Origin of the sequence: Limnobacter thiooxidans (assembly GCF_036323495.1) — a bacterium.
Taxonomy (GTDB): domain Bacteria; phylum Pseudomonadota; class Gammaproteobacteria; order Burkholderiales; family Burkholderiaceae_B; genus Limnobacter; species Limnobacter thiooxidans.
The window spans coordinates 3,229,673-3,246,572 of sequence record NZ_AP028947.1 but is presented as its reverse complement, the minus strand read 5'-3'; the positions used below and the strand labels follow the sequence as shown (position 1 = coordinate 3,246,572).

Annotated in this window: 16 protein-coding genes; 9 read left to right on the top strand and 7 right to left on the bottom strand. The window is 54.0% G+C overall.

Annotated elements, in window-relative coordinates; translation table 11 throughout:
* Nucleotides 1–6 precede the first annotated feature (6 nt).
* A complete protein-coding gene (locus RGQ30_RS14815) occupies nt 7–879 on the top strand; it encodes an AEC family transporter (RefSeq protein WP_130557492.1) in 873 nt (290 codons plus the stop codon).
* Nucleotides 880–881: 2 nt separating this feature from the next.
* On the opposite strand, the gene RGQ30_RS14810 is transcribed toward RGQ30_RS14815, so the two are convergent.
* Nucleotides 882–2,783: a hypothetical protein gene (locus RGQ30_RS14810; protein ID WP_130557493.1), complete on the bottom strand. Its 1,902-nt coding sequence runs from the start codon at nt 2,781–2,783 to the stop codon at nt 882–884.
* A 209-nt stretch (nt 2,784–2,992) separates the two neighbouring features.
* Here RGQ30_RS14810 and RGQ30_RS14805 point away from each other — a divergent pair, with 209 nt between their 5' ends.
* The 6 genes from RGQ30_RS14805 to RGQ30_RS14780 all read left to right on the top strand — a co-directional run bounded on the left by RGQ30_RS14805 (nt 2,993) and on the right by RGQ30_RS14780 (nt 10,014).
* Entirely contained in the window at nt 2,993–4,975 is a 1,983-nt protein-coding gene (locus RGQ30_RS14805) for a peptidase U32 family protein (protein ID WP_130558024.1), read from the top strand.
* 134 nt (nt 4,976–5,109) lie between these two features.
* Nucleotides 5,110–6,060 (top strand): phosphate ABC transporter permease PstC, encoded by a 951-nt coding sequence (gene pstC, locus RGQ30_RS14800; RefSeq protein WP_130557494.1) that lies wholly within the window; start codon nt 5,110–5,112, stop codon nt 6,058–6,060.
* 48 nt (nt 6,061–6,108) lie between these two features.
* Complete coding sequence (gene pstA, locus RGQ30_RS14795) at nt 6,109–6,981, top strand: phosphate ABC transporter permease PstA (RefSeq protein ID WP_130558025.1); 873 nt, start codon at nt 6,109–6,111, stop codon at nt 6,979–6,981.
* A gap of 34 nt (nt 6,982–7,015) precedes the next feature.
* A complete protein-coding gene (pstB, locus tag RGQ30_RS14790; protein ID WP_130557495.1) occupies nt 7,016–7,792 on the top strand; it encodes a phosphate ABC transporter ATP-binding protein PstB in 777 nt (258 codons plus the stop codon).
* A 153-nt stretch (nt 7,793–7,945) separates the two neighbouring features.
* A complete protein-coding gene (gene pstS, locus RGQ30_RS14785) occupies nt 7,946–8,986 on the top strand; it encodes a phosphate ABC transporter substrate-binding protein PstS (RefSeq protein ID WP_130557496.1) in 1,041 nt (346 codons plus the stop codon).
* A gap of 158 nt (nt 8,987–9,144) precedes the next feature.
* Entirely contained in the window at nt 9,145–10,014 is an 870-nt protein-coding gene (locus tag RGQ30_RS14780) for a sterol desaturase family protein (RefSeq protein ID WP_130557497.1), read from the top strand.
* Here the strand turns inward: RGQ30_RS14780 and RGQ30_RS14775 are convergent.
* The 6 genes from RGQ30_RS14775 to RGQ30_RS14750 form a co-directional block, all read right to left on the bottom strand.
* On the bottom strand, nt 9,980–10,666 hold the full coding sequence (locus tag RGQ30_RS14775) for an MIP/aquaporin family protein (protein ID WP_130557498.1): 687 nt from the start codon (nt 10,664–10,666) through the stop codon (nt 9,980–9,982). The two genes, RGQ30_RS14780 and RGQ30_RS14775, sit on opposite strands and share 35 nt — an antisense overlap.
* A 4-nt stretch (nt 10,667–10,670) precedes the next feature.
* Entirely contained in the window at nt 10,671–11,159 is a 489-nt protein-coding gene (locus RGQ30_RS14770) for an arsenate reductase ArsC (RefSeq protein WP_130557499.1), read from the bottom strand.
* The gene (locus RGQ30_RS14765; RefSeq protein WP_130557500.1) at nt 11,156–11,656 is read right to left on the bottom strand and encodes an arsenate reductase ArsC; all 501 of its coding nucleotides are present in this window, start codon (nt 11,654–11,656) and stop codon (nt 11,156–11,158) included. Before RGQ30_RS14765 ends, RGQ30_RS14770 begins: the two co-directional genes overlap by 4 nt.
* A complete protein-coding gene (locus tag RGQ30_RS14760) occupies nt 11,649–11,984 on the bottom strand; it encodes an ArsR/SmtB family transcription factor (protein WP_130557501.1) in 336 nt (111 codons plus the stop codon). Before RGQ30_RS14760 ends, RGQ30_RS14765 begins: the two co-directional genes overlap by 8 nt.
* Before the next feature lie 98 nt (nt 11,985–12,082).
* On the bottom strand, nt 12,083–13,306 hold the full coding sequence (locus tag RGQ30_RS14755; RefSeq protein ID WP_130557502.1) for an alpha/beta fold hydrolase: 1,224 nt from the start codon (nt 13,304–13,306) through the stop codon (nt 12,083–12,085).
* 777 nt (nt 13,307–14,083) lie between these two features.
* Nucleotides 14,084–14,875 carry a PaaX family transcriptional regulator C-terminal domain-containing protein gene (locus tag RGQ30_RS14750; protein ID WP_298217932.1) on the bottom strand — a complete coding sequence of 264 codons (792 nt, stop codon included), beginning with the start codon at nt 14,873–14,875 and terminating at the stop codon, nt 14,084–14,086.
* 111 nt (nt 14,876–14,986) lie between these two features.
* Between RGQ30_RS14750 and RGQ30_RS14745 the strand changes: the two genes are divergently transcribed.
* Both RGQ30_RS14745 and RGQ30_RS14740 read left to right on the top strand, forming a co-directional pair.
* On the top strand, nt 14,987–15,997 hold the full coding sequence (locus RGQ30_RS14745) for an MDR family oxidoreductase (RefSeq protein WP_130557504.1): 1,011 nt from the start codon (nt 14,987–14,989) through the stop codon (nt 15,995–15,997).
* Nucleotides 15,990–16,895 carry a DMT family transporter gene (locus RGQ30_RS14740; protein ID WP_130557505.1) on the top strand — a complete coding sequence of 302 codons (906 nt, stop codon included), beginning with the start codon at nt 15,990–15,992 and terminating at the stop codon, nt 16,893–16,895. Before RGQ30_RS14745 ends, RGQ30_RS14740 begins: the two co-directional genes overlap by 8 nt.
* The last annotated feature ends 5 nt before the right edge of the window (nt 16,896–16,900 follow it).

Genomic DNA, 16,900 nt, shown 5'->3' with positions numbered 1-16,900 from the left:
TTTCCCATGTTTTTGCGCATTGTTGCAGTGATTTTTCCGGTGTTTGCGGTGGTGGCTTTGGGCTATTGGTATGGCCGGGTCAAAAAGCCGGACATGCGGTTTGCCAACCAGCTGAACATGGAAATTTTTGTCCCGGCGCTGGTGTTTTCTGCGCTGGCGAGCAAGTCATTTGACTTAGAAGCCTACTGGTTGTTGGCGGTGGGTGGTGCCGTCGTGGTGCTGGGTTCCGGGTTGCTGGCCTGGCCCATCGGCCGACTTTTGGGCATTGATGCCAAGATCTTCGTGCCCCCCATGATGTTCAACAACTGCGGCAACATGGGCTTGCCGCTGGCCATTCTGGCGTTTGGCGAACAGGCCCTACCCGCTGCGGTGATGTTGTTTTTGGTGGGCAACACGCTGCACTACTCGCTGGGTACCTGGATGATGAGCCCCAATGCCCGGATCCTGATGTTGTGGAAAGAACCGGTGATTGCTGCCTCGATTGCGGGTTTGCTGGTCAGTGTGTTGAACATCCAGGTGTGGGAGCCCTTGTATTTCGCCATCGACATGATTGGCGATGTGTCGATTCCTCTCTTGCTGTTTTCTTTGGGTGTGCGCCTGACCCAGGCTGATTTTTCAGATGTGAAACTGGGGGTGATCGGTGGCGTGTTGTGTCCCCTAACCGGTTTGATATTTGCGGCCCTGTGTGTCTGGTTGCTGCCTTTGAGCACGGAACATGCCGCCATGCTGATTGTGTTTGGTGCCTTGCCGCCCGCTGTGCTCAGTTTTGTATTTGCCGAGAAATACGGTTTGGAACCCCAGCGTGTGGCATCGCTGGTGATGATGGGCAATTTGATGAGCCTGTTGTTTGTTCCAATGGCTCTGTTCTGGGTGCTGTAACTTCAACGCTGTGGTGGCATGCTGACCCAGACCCTTTCCCTTTCAGGAAGTCGAATGGTGGCGGCACTTAACAGGTCCGGGTATTGGGCCAGGTCAATAACCAGCCGTTCATCGCGCCTTGCGTTGTACACATGGCCCAAGGTTGGCCCGGTGCGCATGCCCAGTGCGGTGAATTCTGGTGTATTCATCCACAGACCCTTTGGCAACTGCTCCATCAGACTTTGAGTTTCGAGGCGTGCGTCTTCGGCTTGCAGGCCCACGCTGACTTGCAGGAATGGTCCCCAAGGCGAACTTCCCCCTGTTTTGATAGCCAGCAGGCGTGTGTTGAGTTGCAAAGGCGGAAGTGCGTTGTTCAGTGCAATCCGCAGGGTGTTGCCTGTCAGCTTGATTGTTTGTTGGTCGATCTTGATCAGGCTGTCGAGTGGCAAGCCCAGAAAGTTGAGCAAAGGCAACACGGGTAAACCGAACATTCGTACCTGTGTGGGTGTGAACTCCAGGTGAAGTTGGTCGTCGGATACCTGCAGTTCGCCGCTGAGGGTGGCGGGTAGCCAAATCAGAGGTATACCCAAAATTTCAGGCCTGACTTGCAGGGCAAGCTCCAGAAGTGGCGAGCCGATTCTGCTATTCACCCTGCGAATGGGGCTGCCTTCATAGTTGAACAGTGCCTCATTCATCAAGGTATTCAAGGCTTTTTCACCCAGCGAAATTTCTCCGGTGTGTACAGTCTGTGGTGCGGTGGGTAACTGACCCAAATCCGTTGCATGGGTGCTGGCCAGCAGTTTTTCAACGCGCAATTCAATGCCCTCGTTCGATAACAGGGTGGCCTCATGAACTGCAAGGGTCACCGGCTGTTGCTGTGCATACGTTTCCAATTGCTGCTTGAGGCGCTTCATGGCTTGGTCGCCCTTGGCGAGCAAGGCGGCTTCGTCTTCACCCAATGGCCCTTCCTGGGCACTGATCCAGATGGCGCCGTCGGCACGCAATTGCATGGTGCTGGTCTGAATCAATGGATCCAGTTGATGCAGGCCCACGGGCAAGGTGGAACTTGGGGTGCCTGTAATCAAGGTGGGTTTTCCTGACAACACCATGCCCGCTGCACGCAGTTCCCCACCCGCGGTGTAAACAAAACTTCCCGGGCACTGTGCGCCACAGAAAAAGGGTGGCGAATTTGAGGCGCCCAGTAGTACTTTCACTTCACCTTGCGCCAATTCCACTTTGCTGAGTTCGAATGAAATTTTGGGCGCCTGAAGCAGTGAATCAAGACGCAGCACCATGGCCTGCCCTTGCAAACGCACTGCCTTCGATTTCATGTCAATCAGGGCCTGCAATTGAATGTTGGTGGCCAGCAGGGCCTTGTAAACAGGAATGCCCGCTACTTTAAGCCGGCTGGGGGTCAACCCGATTTCCTTGTTGTTCAGTACTGAAGGGGCGCCTTCCATTTCAAACGGAATCCACAGGCCGAGCCGTCGAATGTCGCCTTTGATCAACACCCCGTCGGGTTTGGTTTGTACCTGCTTGATTCGAAGTGGGGCATTGCTTGCATTCAACTCGGCTTGCACCAGTGTTTGCAGCACGGCATCTGAAATTTTCAGGCGTGCATGGCTTATCTGTACGCCCAAGGCAGACGTGTTTTCCAGTGAAATTGGGGTGTCTGCCTGAACCGGTTGCAGCGTGCCGTGCAATTCCTCAAGGTCAAACTGAAGTTCGGGCGACAGCCCAAGCCGGCTTTTGCGTGCCTGAACCATGGCTTGCTTTAGGGCGGAATTGCCAGGCGGCATGGCCTGTCGCCAGTCTTGAACGGTTTCAAGTGCATTGCGTGCCGTGCTGTCGGTTGACGCTGCTGTTGGTCCACCCAGAGCAAGTGCGAGTAACAGGAATAAAAGCCGAACGGGTTGGTGCTGCATGACACATTGCTCAAATGATTTTGTGACAAAGTGTAAAGTGACTTGGCGCTGATTGCTGGAATTTGGCTTCTAGCCTTCGTTGTGAGGGCAAAGGGCTGGGGTCGTGTCATTTAATTAAAACTGATTGCGGTTACGACCACGGTTTTGCTTTCATTCATCCCCGCTTTTTGAAATAATGTCCACCCTTGTCTGAAAATGCCAGTGAAATCATGAGTTTGTTGCCACACGAGTTGGAATTGCTTGCCCCTGCACGCGACGTAGAGATTGGTCGCCAGGCGATTTTGCACGGTGCAGACGCGGTTTACCTGGGTGGGCCCACCTTTGGCGCACGCGCCAACGCGGCCAATTCTGTGGCGGATATCGCGAAGCTGGTTCAGTTTGCCCACCGCTATCACGCCCGCATTTTCACGACCATCAACACGATTTTGCACGACGCCGAGCTGGAAGAAGCGCGCAAACTGGTTTGGCAGTTGTACGACGCCGGCGTGGATGCCCTGATCATTCAGGACATGGGCTTGCTGGAAATGGACTTGCCGCCCATCCAGCTGCATGCCAGCACCCAGTGCGACATTCGCACTGTGGAAAAAGCGAAATTCCTGGCGGACAGCGGTTTTTCACAGCTGGTGCTGGCCCGTGAACTGACGGTGAAAGAAATTGCGGCCGTGCATGCGGCGGTAGGCGATTCAGCCACCATTGAATACTTTATACATGGAGCCTTGTGCGTGGCCTTTTCGGGCCAGTGTTACATCAGCCATGCTGAAACAGGCCGAAGTGCCAACCGCGGCGATTGTTCACAGGCTTGCCGCCTGCCTTATACCCTGACCGACCAAAGCGGTGCTGTGGTGGCTTTTGACAAGCATTTGTTGTCGATGAAAGACAACAACCAGAGCGGCAACCTGGAGCACCTGATTGATGCGGGGGTACGTTCCTTCAAGATTGAAGGGCGCTACAAGGACATGGCCTATGTGAAGAACATCACGTCCCACTACCGCATTTTGCTGGACGAAATCATGGAGCAGCGTGGCGAGTTTACCCGCGCATCCAGTGGGCAAACCCGGCATTATTTCCGCCCTGACCCTGATCGGAATTTTCACCGGGGTGCCACCGATTACTTTGCCAGTGGACGAAAAATCGACATTGGTGCCTTCGATTCGCCCAAATTCATCGGGCAGCCTGTGGGCCACGTGGTCGCCGTGAATGACAAGAGCATCGACATCCAAACCAGTGATGAGTTGAACAATGGCGATGGCCTCAACTTCATGCGCAAGCGCGAAGTGGTGGGTTTGCATGTGAACCGTGCTGAAAAGTTGCACAGCAAGGGAGAAGGCCAGGCCGTGTACCGCGTATTCCCCAAAGACCCGATTGCCAGCTACGGGGGTCTGAAAGCCGGGTTGCCGATGCACCGCAACCGTGATCATGCCTGGGACATGGCCTTGGCCAAAGACAGTGCCGAGCGACGAATCGGTTTGTGGCTGACCCTGACCGAGTGGATGGAAGGCGACCTGTTGAAAGGCCTGCAGTTGAGCCTGACCGATGAAGATGGCGTTGCCGCTTTGTCTCAGGTAGAAATGCCCTTGGAGCTGGCCAAGCAGGCAGACACCGCAGTGGACAGCATAAAAACCCACATGGCCAAGCTGGGCGGAACTGATTTCTCGGCTTTGGGCCTGAATGTTCATTTAAGCCAGCCCTGGTTTGTACCCGCCAGTGTTCTCAATGGCATGCGCCGCGAGGCCATTGAAGCCTTGAACGTGGCCCGTGTGAACGCCTGGCAACGCCCACCACGCAAGGAGCCTGTGCAGCCCTATGTGGACTACCCAGAAAAGTCATTGAGCTTTTTGGCCAACGTCTACAACGACAAGGCGCGCGAGTTTTATCGCAAGCATGGCGTGGAAATGATTGCTGCTGCGTATGAGGCACATGAAGAGGCGGGCGAAGTGCCTGTCATGATCACCAAGCATTGTCTGCGATTTTCGTTTAATTTGTGCCCAAAGCAAGCCAAAGGGGTGGCAGGGGTTCAGGGGCAGGTGAAGGCCGAACCGATGGTGCTGGTCAATGGGGATCAAAAGTACACCCTGAAGTTCGATTGCAAACCCTGCGAAATGCACATCATGGGTAAAATGCGCAAAGACATATTCAACAGCCCGCCCCCGTCGGTGGTACCCATCACGTTCATGAAGCGCAAACCGCTTTGAGTTTTTAACCACGTTTTCGTGTCCTGATATTCAATTTCACGAGTACGTCAAAAATTTGTCACTTTTTTGTCATAATTCTTGGATACCCTTGTGGGTCTGCGTGAAATCTTCTGCTGGATTAACCATTTACCAACATGTCCAATAACTCGACGATCAAGGTCCCGACCAAACGGGGCGACGCCATTTTTGGCCTGTTAACCAGCGGCGCATCGGTGTTCACCCTGCTGCTGCTGGGTGGAATCATTGCCTCCCTGATTGTGGCTTCCTGGCCCACCATCACTGCGTTTGGTTTTGATTTCCTGTTCACTGCCAACTGGGATCCCCCCATTGATGAATATGGCGCCTTGGTGCCGATTTACGGCACCCTGGTAACCTCGTTCATCGCCTTGATTATTGCCGTTCCCGTCAGCTTTGGCATCGCGTTGTTTCTGACTGAATTGGCACCGCCCTGGTTGCGTCGCCCATTAGGCACCGCGATTGAACTGTTGGCTGCTGTGCCATCGATTGTTTACGGCATGTGGGGCTTGCTGGTGTTTGCGCCGATTTTTGCCAAGTACATTCAAGGGCCCTTGGGCGCGACATTGGGTAAAGTACCTGTGATTGGCGCCTTGTTTTCTGGCCCGCCCATTGGCATCGGTTTGTTGTGCGCCGGCGTGGTACTGGCCATCATGATCATTCCTTACATCGCCGCAGTGATGCGTGACGTGTTTGAAGTGACCCCGGTGATGTTGAAAGAAGCTGGCTACGGCATGGGCTGTACCACCTGGGAGGTGATCTGGAAAATTGTGTTGCCCCACACCAAAGTGGGCGTCATTGGTGGCGTGATGCTGGGTCTGGGTCGAGCGCTGGGTGAAACCATGGCGGTGACCTTCGTGATTGGTAATACAAACTACCTGAACGACATTTCTTTGTTTTCACCAGGTAACAGCATTACTTCAGCGTTGGCGAATGAGTTTGCCGAAGCAGATGCCGGCTTGCACACCTCGGCGCTGATGGAACTGGGTCTGATCCTGTTTGTAATCACATTCTTTGTGTTGGTGGCATCAAAACTGTTGTTGGCCAAACTGTCGAGCAACGGGAGATAAGCCATGGCTAGCGTATATCAAACCCCTGTTTCAGGTGCAAAAGACAATATGGTGACCACTGTGGCCACGGATGAGCGGATGCGCATCAAAATGCAAGCCAAGCGCAAGTTCGTCAATTCGATCGCGCTGACGCTGTCATTGGCGGCCATGGCGTTTGGCCTGTTCTGGTTAATCTGGATTCTTTACACTACGGTGACTTTGGGCATCAATGGCCTGTCGTGGCAGTTGTTCACTGAAATGACACCTCCGCCGGGTGTGGAAGGCGGTGGCCTGGCCAACGCCATCACGGGTACTTTGCTGATGGTGGGTTTTGCCACGCTGTTTGGTACACCACTGGGTATTCTGGCGGGTGTGCATCTGGCGGAGTCAAGAAAGGACAACAAGCTGGCCAGTTCGGTGCGTTTCATCAACGACATTTTGCTGTCTGCACCATCGATTGTGATCGGCTTGTTCGTGTATGCGGTCATGGTTCGCATCATGGGACACTTTTCGGCTTGGGCGGGTGTAGTGGCTTTGGCCCTGATCCAGATTCCAATCGTGATCCGCACCACCGAGAATATGTTGCGCCTGGTACCAGACGCCTTGCGTGAGGCTGCATTTGCCTTGGGCACGCCCAAGTGGAAGATGGTGATGTCCATTACTGTGAAGGCCAGCTATGCAGGTATCCTGACCGGAATTTTGTTGTCAGTTGCCCGAATTGCCGGTGAAACAGCGCCCTTGTTGTTTACAGCACTGTCGAACCAGTTCTGGAATACAGACATGATGAAGCCGATGGCCAACCTGCCGGTGATGATTTTCAACTTTGCGCTCAGCCCGTTCAAAGAGTGGCAGGAACTGGCATGGGCCGGCGTATTCCTGATTACGGCTGGCGTGCTGGTGTTGAACATCATTGCCCGATCATTGCTGAAGAATTCAAAATAATTGACCAGATAAATTGATCTTTATAGGCCTAAAAATGCCCAATACCGCTGTTGTTGAAAAAACGAAATTGGAAGTCAAGGATCTAAACTTCTATTACGGTGATTTTCATGCGCTGAAGTCGGTCAACCTGACCATTCCTGAAAAGAAAGTGACCGCCTTCATTGGTCCATCTGGCTGTGGTAAGTCCACCCTGCTGCGTACCTTCAACAAGATGTACGCCCTGTATCCCGAACAACGGGCGGAAGGCCAGATCTTGATGGATGGGGAAGACTTGATCACCAGCAAGAAAGACATTGCATTGATTCGCTCGAAAATTGGCATGGTGTTCCAGAAGCCCACGCCCTTTCCAATGTCCATCTATGAAAACATCGCATTTGGTGTGCGACTGTTTGAAAAGCTGTCCAAGGGCGAAATGGAAGAGCGCGTGGAGTGGGCACTGACCAAGGCTGCGCTGTGGAAAGAGGTGAAAGACAAGTTGCATCAAAGCGGCAACGGTTTGTCGGGTGGTCAGCAGCAGCGTTTGTGCATTGCACGCGGTATTGCGATCAAGCCTGAAATTTTGCTGCTGGATGAACCCTGTTCTGCGCTCGACCCGATTTCAACGGCCAGTATTGAAGAGTTGATTACCGAGCTGAAAGAAGACTACACCGTGGTGATCGTGACCCACAACATGCAGCAGGCTGCCCGTGTTTCGGACTATACCGCGTACATGTACTTGGGTGAGTTGATCGAATTCGGCGTGACTGACCAGATTTTCCTGAAGCCCAAGAAGCAGGAAACAGAAAACTACATCACGGGTCGATTTGGCTGATTCGGTCTTTGGACTCGCAGTGATGATGACTAAAAAACCACATTTGGGCAGCCAGGTGTGGTTTTTTGACATTTATGTAAATGCCTTATATCTGTCATGATTCTGAAACATTCCTGCTGCATGATGAAGTCACTTTAATAAGTGAGGTGAAAAATGTTCAACATTAAAACAATCGCCACAGCGATTTCTGCAGGTGCCCTGGCCCTGAGCATGACTTCCGTGAACGCCGCTGAAATTACCGGTGCTGGCGCTTCTTTCCCTGCCCCTGTTTATTCCAAGTGGGCCGATGCCTACAACAAGGAAACAGGCAACAAAGTGAACTACCAGTCCATCGGTTCCGGTGGTGGTATCAAGCAAATCACGGCCAAGACCGTGGATTTTGGTGCATCTGACGCGCCTTTGAAGCCTGAAGACCTGAAAGAAAAAGGTTTGATGCAGTTCCCAACCGTGATTGGTGGCGTTGTGCCCGTGGTGAACCTGCAAGGTGTGGCCCCCGGCCAGATGAAGCTGAGCGGCGAAGTGTTGGCCAACATTTACCTGAACAAGATCACCAAGTGGAACGACAAGGCGATTGCAGACCTGAACCCAGGCGTCAAGCTGCCAGACACTGACATCAGCGTGATTCGTCGTGCAGATGGTTCCGGTACAACCTTCATTTTCACCAACTACCTGAGCAAAGTCAGCGCTGACTGGAAGAGCACAGTGGGTGAAGGCACGGCAGTGAAGTGGCCAGTAGGCTTGGGTGGCAAGGGCAACGAAGGTGTTTCAGCCTTCGTGCAGCGTCTGCCAGGTTCAATCGGCTACGTGGAATATGCTTACGCCAAGCAGAACAAGCTGACCCACACGCAACTGAACAACAAGGACGGCAATTTCGTTCAGCCTGATGACGACTCGTTCAAAGCTGCCGCTGCTGGTGCTGACTGGTCCAACAGCTTCTATGAAATCCTGACACTGCAGCCTGGTAAAACAGCTTGGCCCATCACTGGTGCCACTTTCATCCTGATGCACACCCAGCAGGCTGATGCAGCCAAGGCTTCTGAAGTGTTGAAGTTTTTCACCTGGGCTTATGCCAAGGGCGACAAGCTGTCCTCTGACCTGGATTATGTTCCATTGCCAGATGCAACAGTCAAGTTGATTGAAAACGCTTGGAAGACCATCAAGACTGCTGATGGTAAGGCCATCGCAGTGAAGTAAATTTTCAACCTTGGTTGAAATGAAAGGGCCCCGCAAGGGGCCTTTTTTGTTGGTTTGTCATTTTTGACTTTGTTGGTATTGAGTGATTTCAAGGCTAACGTTACGATACAACGCATTAATTGATTAATTTGTAATGTGTTGTATCGCCCGGAGGCTGCATGGGTTTGTCACTGCCTGATTACGAACAACTCACCCTGCTGATGTATGTGGTGGCGATTCCGTACTTTTTTGGCGCGATGGCCCTTGAAGGTTGGGCGATGCGCAAGAAGCCAGCCGGATATTACGCCGGCTATTCCCTGAACGACTCCTTGTGTTCGATTTCGATGGGGGCTTTAAAATTGGTCACCATGGGCCTCAGCGTGCTGTGGGCTTACCCCATCATGCTGTGGCTGTTCGAGTTTCGGGTGGTGAGTTGGGACATTTCAACCTGGTGGTTTGTACCATTGCTGCTGGTGGCAGATGACTTTTGCTACTACTGGTATCACCGGGTGGCACACAGGTGTGCATTGTTTTGGGCGGAACATTCCAACCACCATACCAGTGAGCGCTACAACCTGAGTACGGCCTTGCGTCAATCTGTATTGGGTCCTTTTTACGCTTTCATTTTCTGGTTGCCCCTGCCACTGTTGGGCATGGACCCGCTGGTGCTGACCTTCGCCCACACGGTGAACCTGCTTTACCAGTACTGGATACACACCGAAACTTTCGAAGTGCGTGGTTGGTTCGAAAAAGTGTTCAACTGCCCCCAGCATCACCGCTTGCACCACGCCAAAAACGAGGTGTACCACGACTGCAATTACGGCGGAATATTGATAGTTTGGGACCGCTGGTTCGGCACTTATCGGGAATTTGTTCCGGGTGTCAAACCTGTGTATGGCACGTTGACGCCCGTGTTGACCACCAACCCGCTGAAGCAGGCGGTCGCTGGCTGGGAGCATTTGATTGAAAAAATGAAGGCAGCACCCGGTTTCAAAAACCGGGTGCTGTGCCTGATCAAGCCGCCGGGTTGGGTGCCGGGGAAGTTGTAACGGGCTTGTTGCTGCTGAAGAGTTTGTAGAGGACGATGGCCAGCAAACCACCGATGACTTCAAACACCACATAGGCGGGTACATCGGCCGGTGCAATGCCGGCAAAACTGTTGGAAAACTGCCGCCCGAATGCAGCCGCCGGGTTTGCGAATGATGTGGATGATGTGAACCAGTAGGCTGCGCCAATGTAACAGGCCACCATGCCTGAAACCCGTTCCTGTTTCGCTATCAATATGACCAGCAACAAACCGGCGGTGGCAACGATTTCACCCGTCCAGATTCCCCAGCCAGTTCGCGCTTTTTCTGAAAACTGCAGCAATTCCATGTCGAACATTTGGTGAACCAGAATCGCGCCGAAGAAGGCGCCAGCCAATTGAACCAGGGTGTAGGGGATGAGTTCTTTTCCAGCTTGGCGCTTCAGCAGCACCATGGTCAGCGTGACCACTGGGTTGAAATGGGCACCGCTGATTGGGCCAAACACTTCAATCAGGATGTACAGGCCAAACACCGTGGCCAGTGTGTTGGCAATCAGCGCCACACCATTGTTGCCTTCCGATAGGTTTTCAGCCATGACACCAGAACCAATCACAATGGCCAGAAGCAGCAGGGTGCCGAGAAATTCAGCACCGAGTCTTTGTGGAAGTGAATGCATGCGATTAACTCCGTGCGATGGCAGCCAATGCTGTATTCAGTTCGGCGGTGCTCATGGTGCCCAAGGGCAGCTGGATGAGCTGCATCATTTTGTAGGCAATGGCTTGGCGGGTCAGCTCGAATGCACGGGGCTTGTTTTCTTCAATTTCACTGGATGGGTCTGGATAGCCCCAGTGTGTTTTGACCGGGCTGCCGGGCCAATAGGGGCACTGTTCTGCAGCGGCGCTGTCGCACACGGTAATGACGATATCGATTTTTGGTGCGCCGGGCTCGGTGAACACGTCCCAGCTTTTGCTGAGATAGGCGCTGGTGTCAATGCCAACACTGGCCAATGCTTGCAAGGCATAGGGATTAACGCGGCCACTGGGCGCGCTGCCTGCACTGAAAGCCTTGATGTCTTTTCCGTATTGTTGGGCCAGGTGGTTCAGCATGCCCTCGGAGAGCACGCTGCGCGCGGAGTTGTGAGTGCAAAGAATGAGTACATTGGTGCTCATGAAGATACCTTTCCTATTTGTTCGACTTCATGTTGAATGGCGAGTTTTTCAAGTTTGGCAATGGGTAGTGCCAACATCAGTTCGATGCGTTTGCGCAGCAGAAGCCCGACATTGCGGAATTCCTGCAAGATGTGTTCGTGTGTACCCTCGGCCTTGGCGGGGTCGGGTGCACCCCAGTGCGCCAAAATGGGTTGGCCTGGCCACACCGGACACACTTCACCGGCGGCTTGATCGCACACAGTGAACACGAAATCCATTTGTGGGGCGTTGGGTTGGGCGAACTCATCCCAGCTTTTGCTGCGCAGGCCGGTGGTGTCGATTTCCCAGCGTGCAAGTAATTCAAACGTGTAAGGATTCACACGGCCGGCGGGGAAGCTGCCCGCCGAGTAAGCCTTGAACTGGCCTTTGCCCAGTTGGTTGAGAATGGCTTCGGCCAGAATGGAACGAGCGGAATTGCCGGTGCAGATGAAAAGCACGTTGAATGTTTTGTCACTCATGGTGAGTCTCTGTGGTTGCGGGTTGATTGCCAGGTGCGCATCCGCGGCCTTCACAACAGTTCTCTGTGAGGTAGGAGATGACGCCGTTCATGTGTTCAAACTGCGCGCTGTAGATGAGGTTTCGACCCTCCCGAATGGGGTGAATCAACCCGGCGTTGTTCAATTCTTTCAAATGAAAAGACAGCGTGGCCGCGGGAATGTCCAGTTGTTCACCCAGTTGACCTGGAGTCAGCCCGGCTGGGCCTGCCACCACGAGGGCGCGAAACAGCCGCAGACGGGAGGACTGGGCAAGTGCTGCCAAAGCTTTGACAATGTCGTTTTCTTTCATAATTCGATAATAATAGAAATATAGAAATAATTTATGAATTTTTTGTGACAGCAGACCGATTGCTCGGTCTGCGAGATTAACCTGCTTGAAACGTCAGGTCAGGCTACGCGGGGTGTGTCTTTTTGAATGCGCGCCCTTGGTTTCCTGGCTGTAGTGGCTTTCGGTTTGCTTGCCTTGGGTTTGTTTGCAATGGGTGCTGCAACTGAAGTTGCCTGCACTTGTGAATGACCCTGCAGCCATTCCGCCGCCTGTTTCCAGACATGCTCGCGCGCCTGGCTACCCAGAATAACGCCCATGTGGCCGCCGGGTGCAAGCAGGAAGGATTTGTTTTTGGACGCCACCATTCGCAGGCTTTTCTTGGCCATGCTGCCGGGCACCAGGTGATCGGTTTCGCCCGCAAACACCAGCATGTTGGCTGTGATGTTGCCGAGGTCTGAAACCAGTTCACCAATTTTGACCTTGCCGTTCGCCAGTTTGTTGTCCACTGCAAAGCGGATCATGAAGTCGCGTACCACGCCGCCCGGGTACAGCATCATGTTGTTCAGGTAGTCGGCTGTGGTGGTGTGTTGTTCAACAAAATCACGGTCGTTCAGGCGCGTCAGCAGGTCCCAATAGGTGGTGATACTGGCCACGGGCGCCGTCAGTTTGAATCCCAAGCTGACCATCCAGCCGGGTGGGCTGAATAGCATGGGGTTGATTCGATCCAGCCGGAATTCACTGTACTTGCGAATAAAGCGTGCGGTGACATTCAATGTGTTGGAGGCGAAGGCCATGATGTTTTTGCCATCGCGCAGGTCGATGGGACTGGCCACCGTGACGAGGTTGCGGATGTGCTTGTCGTGCCCGTAACCGGCGTAAAGCAGGCACAGCAAACCCCCCATGCACCAGCCGAACAATGAAATTTCTTTGGATTGACTGTGTTCACGAACCGCATCAAGGGCTTGACCCATCATGGTGTGGCTGTAGTCGAACAGGCCGAGGTGGCCGTCTTTGCGTTCGGGCTTGCCCCAATCCACCAGGTAGACCTGGAAGCCTGCCTCTGTCATGGATTTGACCAGGCTGCGATCCGGCATCAGGTCAAAGGTTTCGGTGGTCACACCCAACGGGGGCACCATGACCAAGGGCACCGCGTGCGGCTGGCTGGTATCGGCTGACGGGGCGTAATAACGCACACGCATGGGCAGGTGCTCAGCAATGACCTCGTACTCTGTTTTTCCCGACTGGATCAGTATCTCTTTGCGAAAAAACCAGTCCGCTGCGTTGGTCGCAGTGTTCACGGCCAATTCATTGATTTTCAAAGCAGTTTTGAATAGTTTTTTCACGGGTGCTGCGGTGCAAGGTTGGAATGGTCGAAGTGTATACGCAGTGGGGGGCGATTCGGATGAGGGTTTACTCTAAATGACGCGCGAGTGCACTAATCCGCGCGCGGGTTCTTTGCCCAATTAACGCGAGTTCCGATTGCCGCCTGTCAGTTACTTACCCAATCAGCGCCAATTCCAATCGTCCGCCTGAAAATCTGTATCTCCCTTTTTGAAATTCACACTGACTCAACACACTCGACAAAAAAGATGGTCGAGTGTGTTGTCGGCTTGTAGCCGAACGTTGCGTGTGAATTCAAACGGGCAGGTTTTCTTGAATGGCGACGCGATTGGAACTTCGCTGCTGACTGGACACAAAATCGGCGGTGATGGGTCGCGCTGAGTGGGCGGCAATCCGAGCCCTCGCTTAACCTCCGCATGGGTTTCGCGCTGGTTGCGATCAAACCGGACGGTGACTTGCCGACTCGGCAGTGGGTTTGCTTGTTTCGCACATTCAAGAAAACCGCCCTGGTTTGAACAAGGCTTGAATGTTCGTGCAATGCGCGACACCCAGGCCCGACCATCTCTTTTGTCGGGTTTGGGTGAATGAAATGCCTTTGTTCAAAAAGGGAAAAGCGGTTTTCAGTGCGGAGTCAAGCAAGCCACGATGAGGCAGCAGATCAACGTCAGTACGGAATCGAGCAACCCACGATGAGGCAGCAGATCAAAGTCAGTGCGGAATCAAGCAACCCATGATGAGGCAGCAAATCAGCGTCAGTGCAGAATCAAGCAGACAGCACCTCAGCTTTCCGCGTTCTCCCACATGCTGTTCCAGATCCGCATACCGGCCTGGTCGACTTCATCCACCGCACTCAGGAACTGTTTGCGTGCCTGCACATCTACCCACTCGCTTGGCAAAAAAGGGTCGTAGACGACATGCTTGATGGCGGTGCCACCCAGCAGAAAGGATTCGCGTGCCGCCACTTCCGGTTCAAGCGCGTGGAAGCGGTCAAGCCAAGTGCGCATTTTTTTCTCGAGTTGCTGGTAGTTTTGTTCCAGTTCCCGGGGGTTCCACAGGGTTGCAATGCGATGTTCGGTGGTGCTGTCAAACCCACTGGCTTGAAACACAGGGGCTTCTTTTTCCAGACCCAGTTTGTAAAGCCGTACCCGCACTGTTTCCAGATTGTCCTCAATGTTGTTGGGGCGTATGAACAGGTGTTCGTTCAGGGGCTGGAAGCCGAGCATCAGCAGGGATCGGGCGCGGGCGCGTTGTTGCCTGGCTTCACTGCGCGAAAGTTTGTCCGCTTGAACCACAATGTAACTGCCGTCCCATTGGCGAACACGGGTGCTGCGGGTGCGCCAGGCCGCGACATCGTCAGCCAGGGTGTGTGCATCGTCGGTCAGTTGATACAGTGCGCGGCCTGCCGATTCAATCAGACCTTCAGCAGACAGGCGCACCAGGGCGACCCGTGTGTTGTTCACGCTGATGTCGAATATGCCGCAGGCGGCAATTGCCTGTTTGGCGGAAAGGGGGCGACCTTTGGAGGCCAGCAACAGGTCAAGAATAAGGCTTTTGGCGGTGGGTTTGCGCACTGTGTTGTTGTTATTCCAAGGCAAACCTGAAGTGTATGCAAGGCAGGCGCATCACGCAAATTTGGTCACTGGTTTGTGCGATGATTGGCTCACCCGAAATAAGGAGACAAAATGATCAGGGCATGGATTTCCCGGTCGGCAGACCAGGCGCAGGCGGAGTTGGTAGAACTCGATGAAACCGAGTTTGCCGGGCAGGATGTGCTGTTGAAGTTGCATTACAGCTGCCTGAATTACAAAGACGCGCTGGCCTTGACCCACACCGCCCCGATTGCACGCAAATACCCCATGGTGCATGGCATTGATGCGGTGGGCGAGGTGATCGAGTCCAATTCAAGCCAATGGCCTGTCGGTACGGTGTGTCAGGTAAACGACTGGGGCTTGGGTGAAACCCATTGGGGCGGTTTGGCGGAGCGTGCCAGCGTGCCCGCGCAGTGGATATCCCCTATTCCTGAAGGGCGAAGCGCCCGTTGGGCAGCCGCCCTGGGCACTGCCGGTTACACCGCAGCCTTGTGCGTGATGGCCTTGCAAGACCACCCGGTGAAGCCGGGTGATGGCCCTGTGCTGGTCACCGGGGTTAGCGGGGGCGTGGGTACTGTAGCTTGCCTGTTGCTGCAACACTTGGGCTACGAGGTGGTGGGGTTGACTGGCTCGATTGATGCCACGGGAGAGCCTGTTTCAGAGTCGGCCGCCAAACATTTTGAGCGTCTGCAATTGGGGTCCACTCATTTGATTCATCGGGAATCGATGTCCCGCGCTGGAAAGCCTTTGCAAAAAGAGCAGTTCGCAGCGGTGGTGGACAGTGTTGGCAGCCACACCCTGGTGAATGCCTGCGCCCAAACCCGGTATGGTGGGGTGGTTGCTGCGTGTGGTCTGGCGCAGGGCATGGATTTTCAGGGCAGTGTGGCCCCTTTCATTCTGCGGGGAATAACCCTGCGTGGTATCAACTGTGTTTACAGGACGCACGCGGAGCGAGACCGTGCCTGGGGCATGTTGGCGCAGGCGCTGGGTGAGTACGACCTGGACTTCATGATCAAGGAAGTGCGCCTTGCACAAGCGCTAGACAGTGCACGCCTTGTGCTGGCGAATCAATTGCAGGGGCGGGTGGTGGTGAACTGTGCCTGATTTTGGTAAACGGGCCTTGCCGCATCTGGCCCTTGTTCTGAATGCGTTGGTGTGGGGCTTGTCGTGGTGGCCTTTGCGCGAGTTGCAAGCCGAGGGGCTTCACCCTTTGTGGTCCTCGTCGGCGACTTACTTGCTGGGTGCGATCGTGTTGTTGTGTGCCATGCCCCAGGTGCTGGCCGAGTTCCTGAAGTACAAGCCTCTTTGGTTGTTGGCATTGGCTGCTGGCACCACCATGGTGGGTTTTAACTGGGGGGTGTCCATCGGCGAAGTGATTCGCGTGGTGTTGTTGTTTTACCTGATGCCCATTTGGTCGGTTTTGCTGGCCCGCGTGGTGTTGAATGAGGCCATTACACTAAGCGCCATGTTACGGGTTGGCCTTGCCTTTGCAGGCGCTGTGCTGGTGCTGAGTCCGGAAGGAGCCTTGGGATTCCCGGTGCCATCGAACATGGCGGAATGGTTGGGCTTGATGGGTGGTGCTGCCTTTGCGCTGAATAACATTTTGTTGCGGCACCAGGCCGAGCGGTCAGCCCAAGCCCGTTTGTTTGCGATGTTTGTAGGGGGTGTTGTGGCACCCACTGCAGTGGCCATTGTTGTGGCTGCATGGTTGGGTGAGGGCAATTCAATTGTTCAGTGGCCTGTAGTGCCCGGCAGTTACGGTGTATTTGTATTGTTGGCCTTTGCAGTCACATTGCTGTTGGCCAATTATGGTTTGCAATACGGTGCGTCGCGTTTGCCAGCCAACGTCACTTCGGTGGTGATGTTGTCCGAGGTGGTGTTTGCCACTTTATCAGCCATTGTGCTGACAGACGAGGTGCTGACCTTGCAGGTTGGCGTGGGTGGCTCCATGATTCTGGTGGCCGCAGCGCTGAGTGCACTGAACAGCAATAGCGCACATTGATTGGG

What these genes read in the sequence shown, in the direction of transcription:
- RGQ30_RS14815 (WP_130557492.1), top strand. Translation starts at nt 7, where the DNA reads ATGTTTTTGCGCATTGTTGCAGTGATTTTTCCGGTGTTTGCGGTGGTG.
- RGQ30_RS14810 (WP_130557493.1), bottom strand. Translation starts at nt 2,783, where the DNA reads ATGCAGCACCAACCCGTTCGGCTTTTATTCCTGTTACTCGCACTTGCT.
- RGQ30_RS14805 (WP_130558024.1), top strand. Translation starts at nt 2,993, where the DNA reads ATGAGTTTGTTGCCACACGAGTTGGAATTGCTTGCCCCTGCACGCGAC.
- pstC (WP_130557494.1), top strand. Translation starts at nt 5,110, where the DNA reads ATGTCCAATAACTCGACGATCAAGGTCCCGACCAAACGGGGCGACGCC.
- pstA (WP_130558025.1), top strand. Translation starts at nt 6,109, where the DNA reads ATGGTGACCACTGTGGCCACGGATGAGCGGATGCGCATCAAAATGCAA.
- pstB (WP_130557495.1), top strand. Translation starts at nt 7,016, where the DNA reads ATGCCCAATACCGCTGTTGTTGAAAAAACGAAATTGGAAGTCAAGGAT.
- pstS (WP_130557496.1), top strand. Translation starts at nt 7,946, where the DNA reads ATGTTCAACATTAAAACAATCGCCACAGCGATTTCTGCAGGTGCCCTG.
- RGQ30_RS14780 (WP_130557497.1), top strand. Translation starts at nt 9,145, where the DNA reads ATGGGTTTGTCACTGCCTGATTACGAACAACTCACCCTGCTGATGTAT.
- RGQ30_RS14775 (WP_130557498.1), bottom strand. Translation starts at nt 10,666, where the DNA reads ATGCATTCACTTCCACAAAGACTCGGTGCTGAATTTCTCGGCACCCTG.
- RGQ30_RS14770 (WP_130557499.1), bottom strand. Translation starts at nt 11,159, where the DNA reads ATGAGCACCAATGTACTCATTCTTTGCACTCACAACTCCGCGCGCAGC.
- RGQ30_RS14765 (WP_130557500.1), bottom strand. Translation starts at nt 11,656, where the DNA reads ATGAGTGACAAAACATTCAACGTGCTTTTCATCTGCACCGGCAATTCC.
- RGQ30_RS14760 (WP_130557501.1), bottom strand. Translation starts at nt 11,984, where the DNA reads ATGAAAGAAAACGACATTGTCAAAGCTTTGGCAGCACTTGCCCAGTCC.
- RGQ30_RS14745 (WP_130557504.1), top strand. Translation starts at nt 14,987, where the DNA reads ATGATCAGGGCATGGATTTCCCGGTCGGCAGACCAGGCGCAGGCGGAG.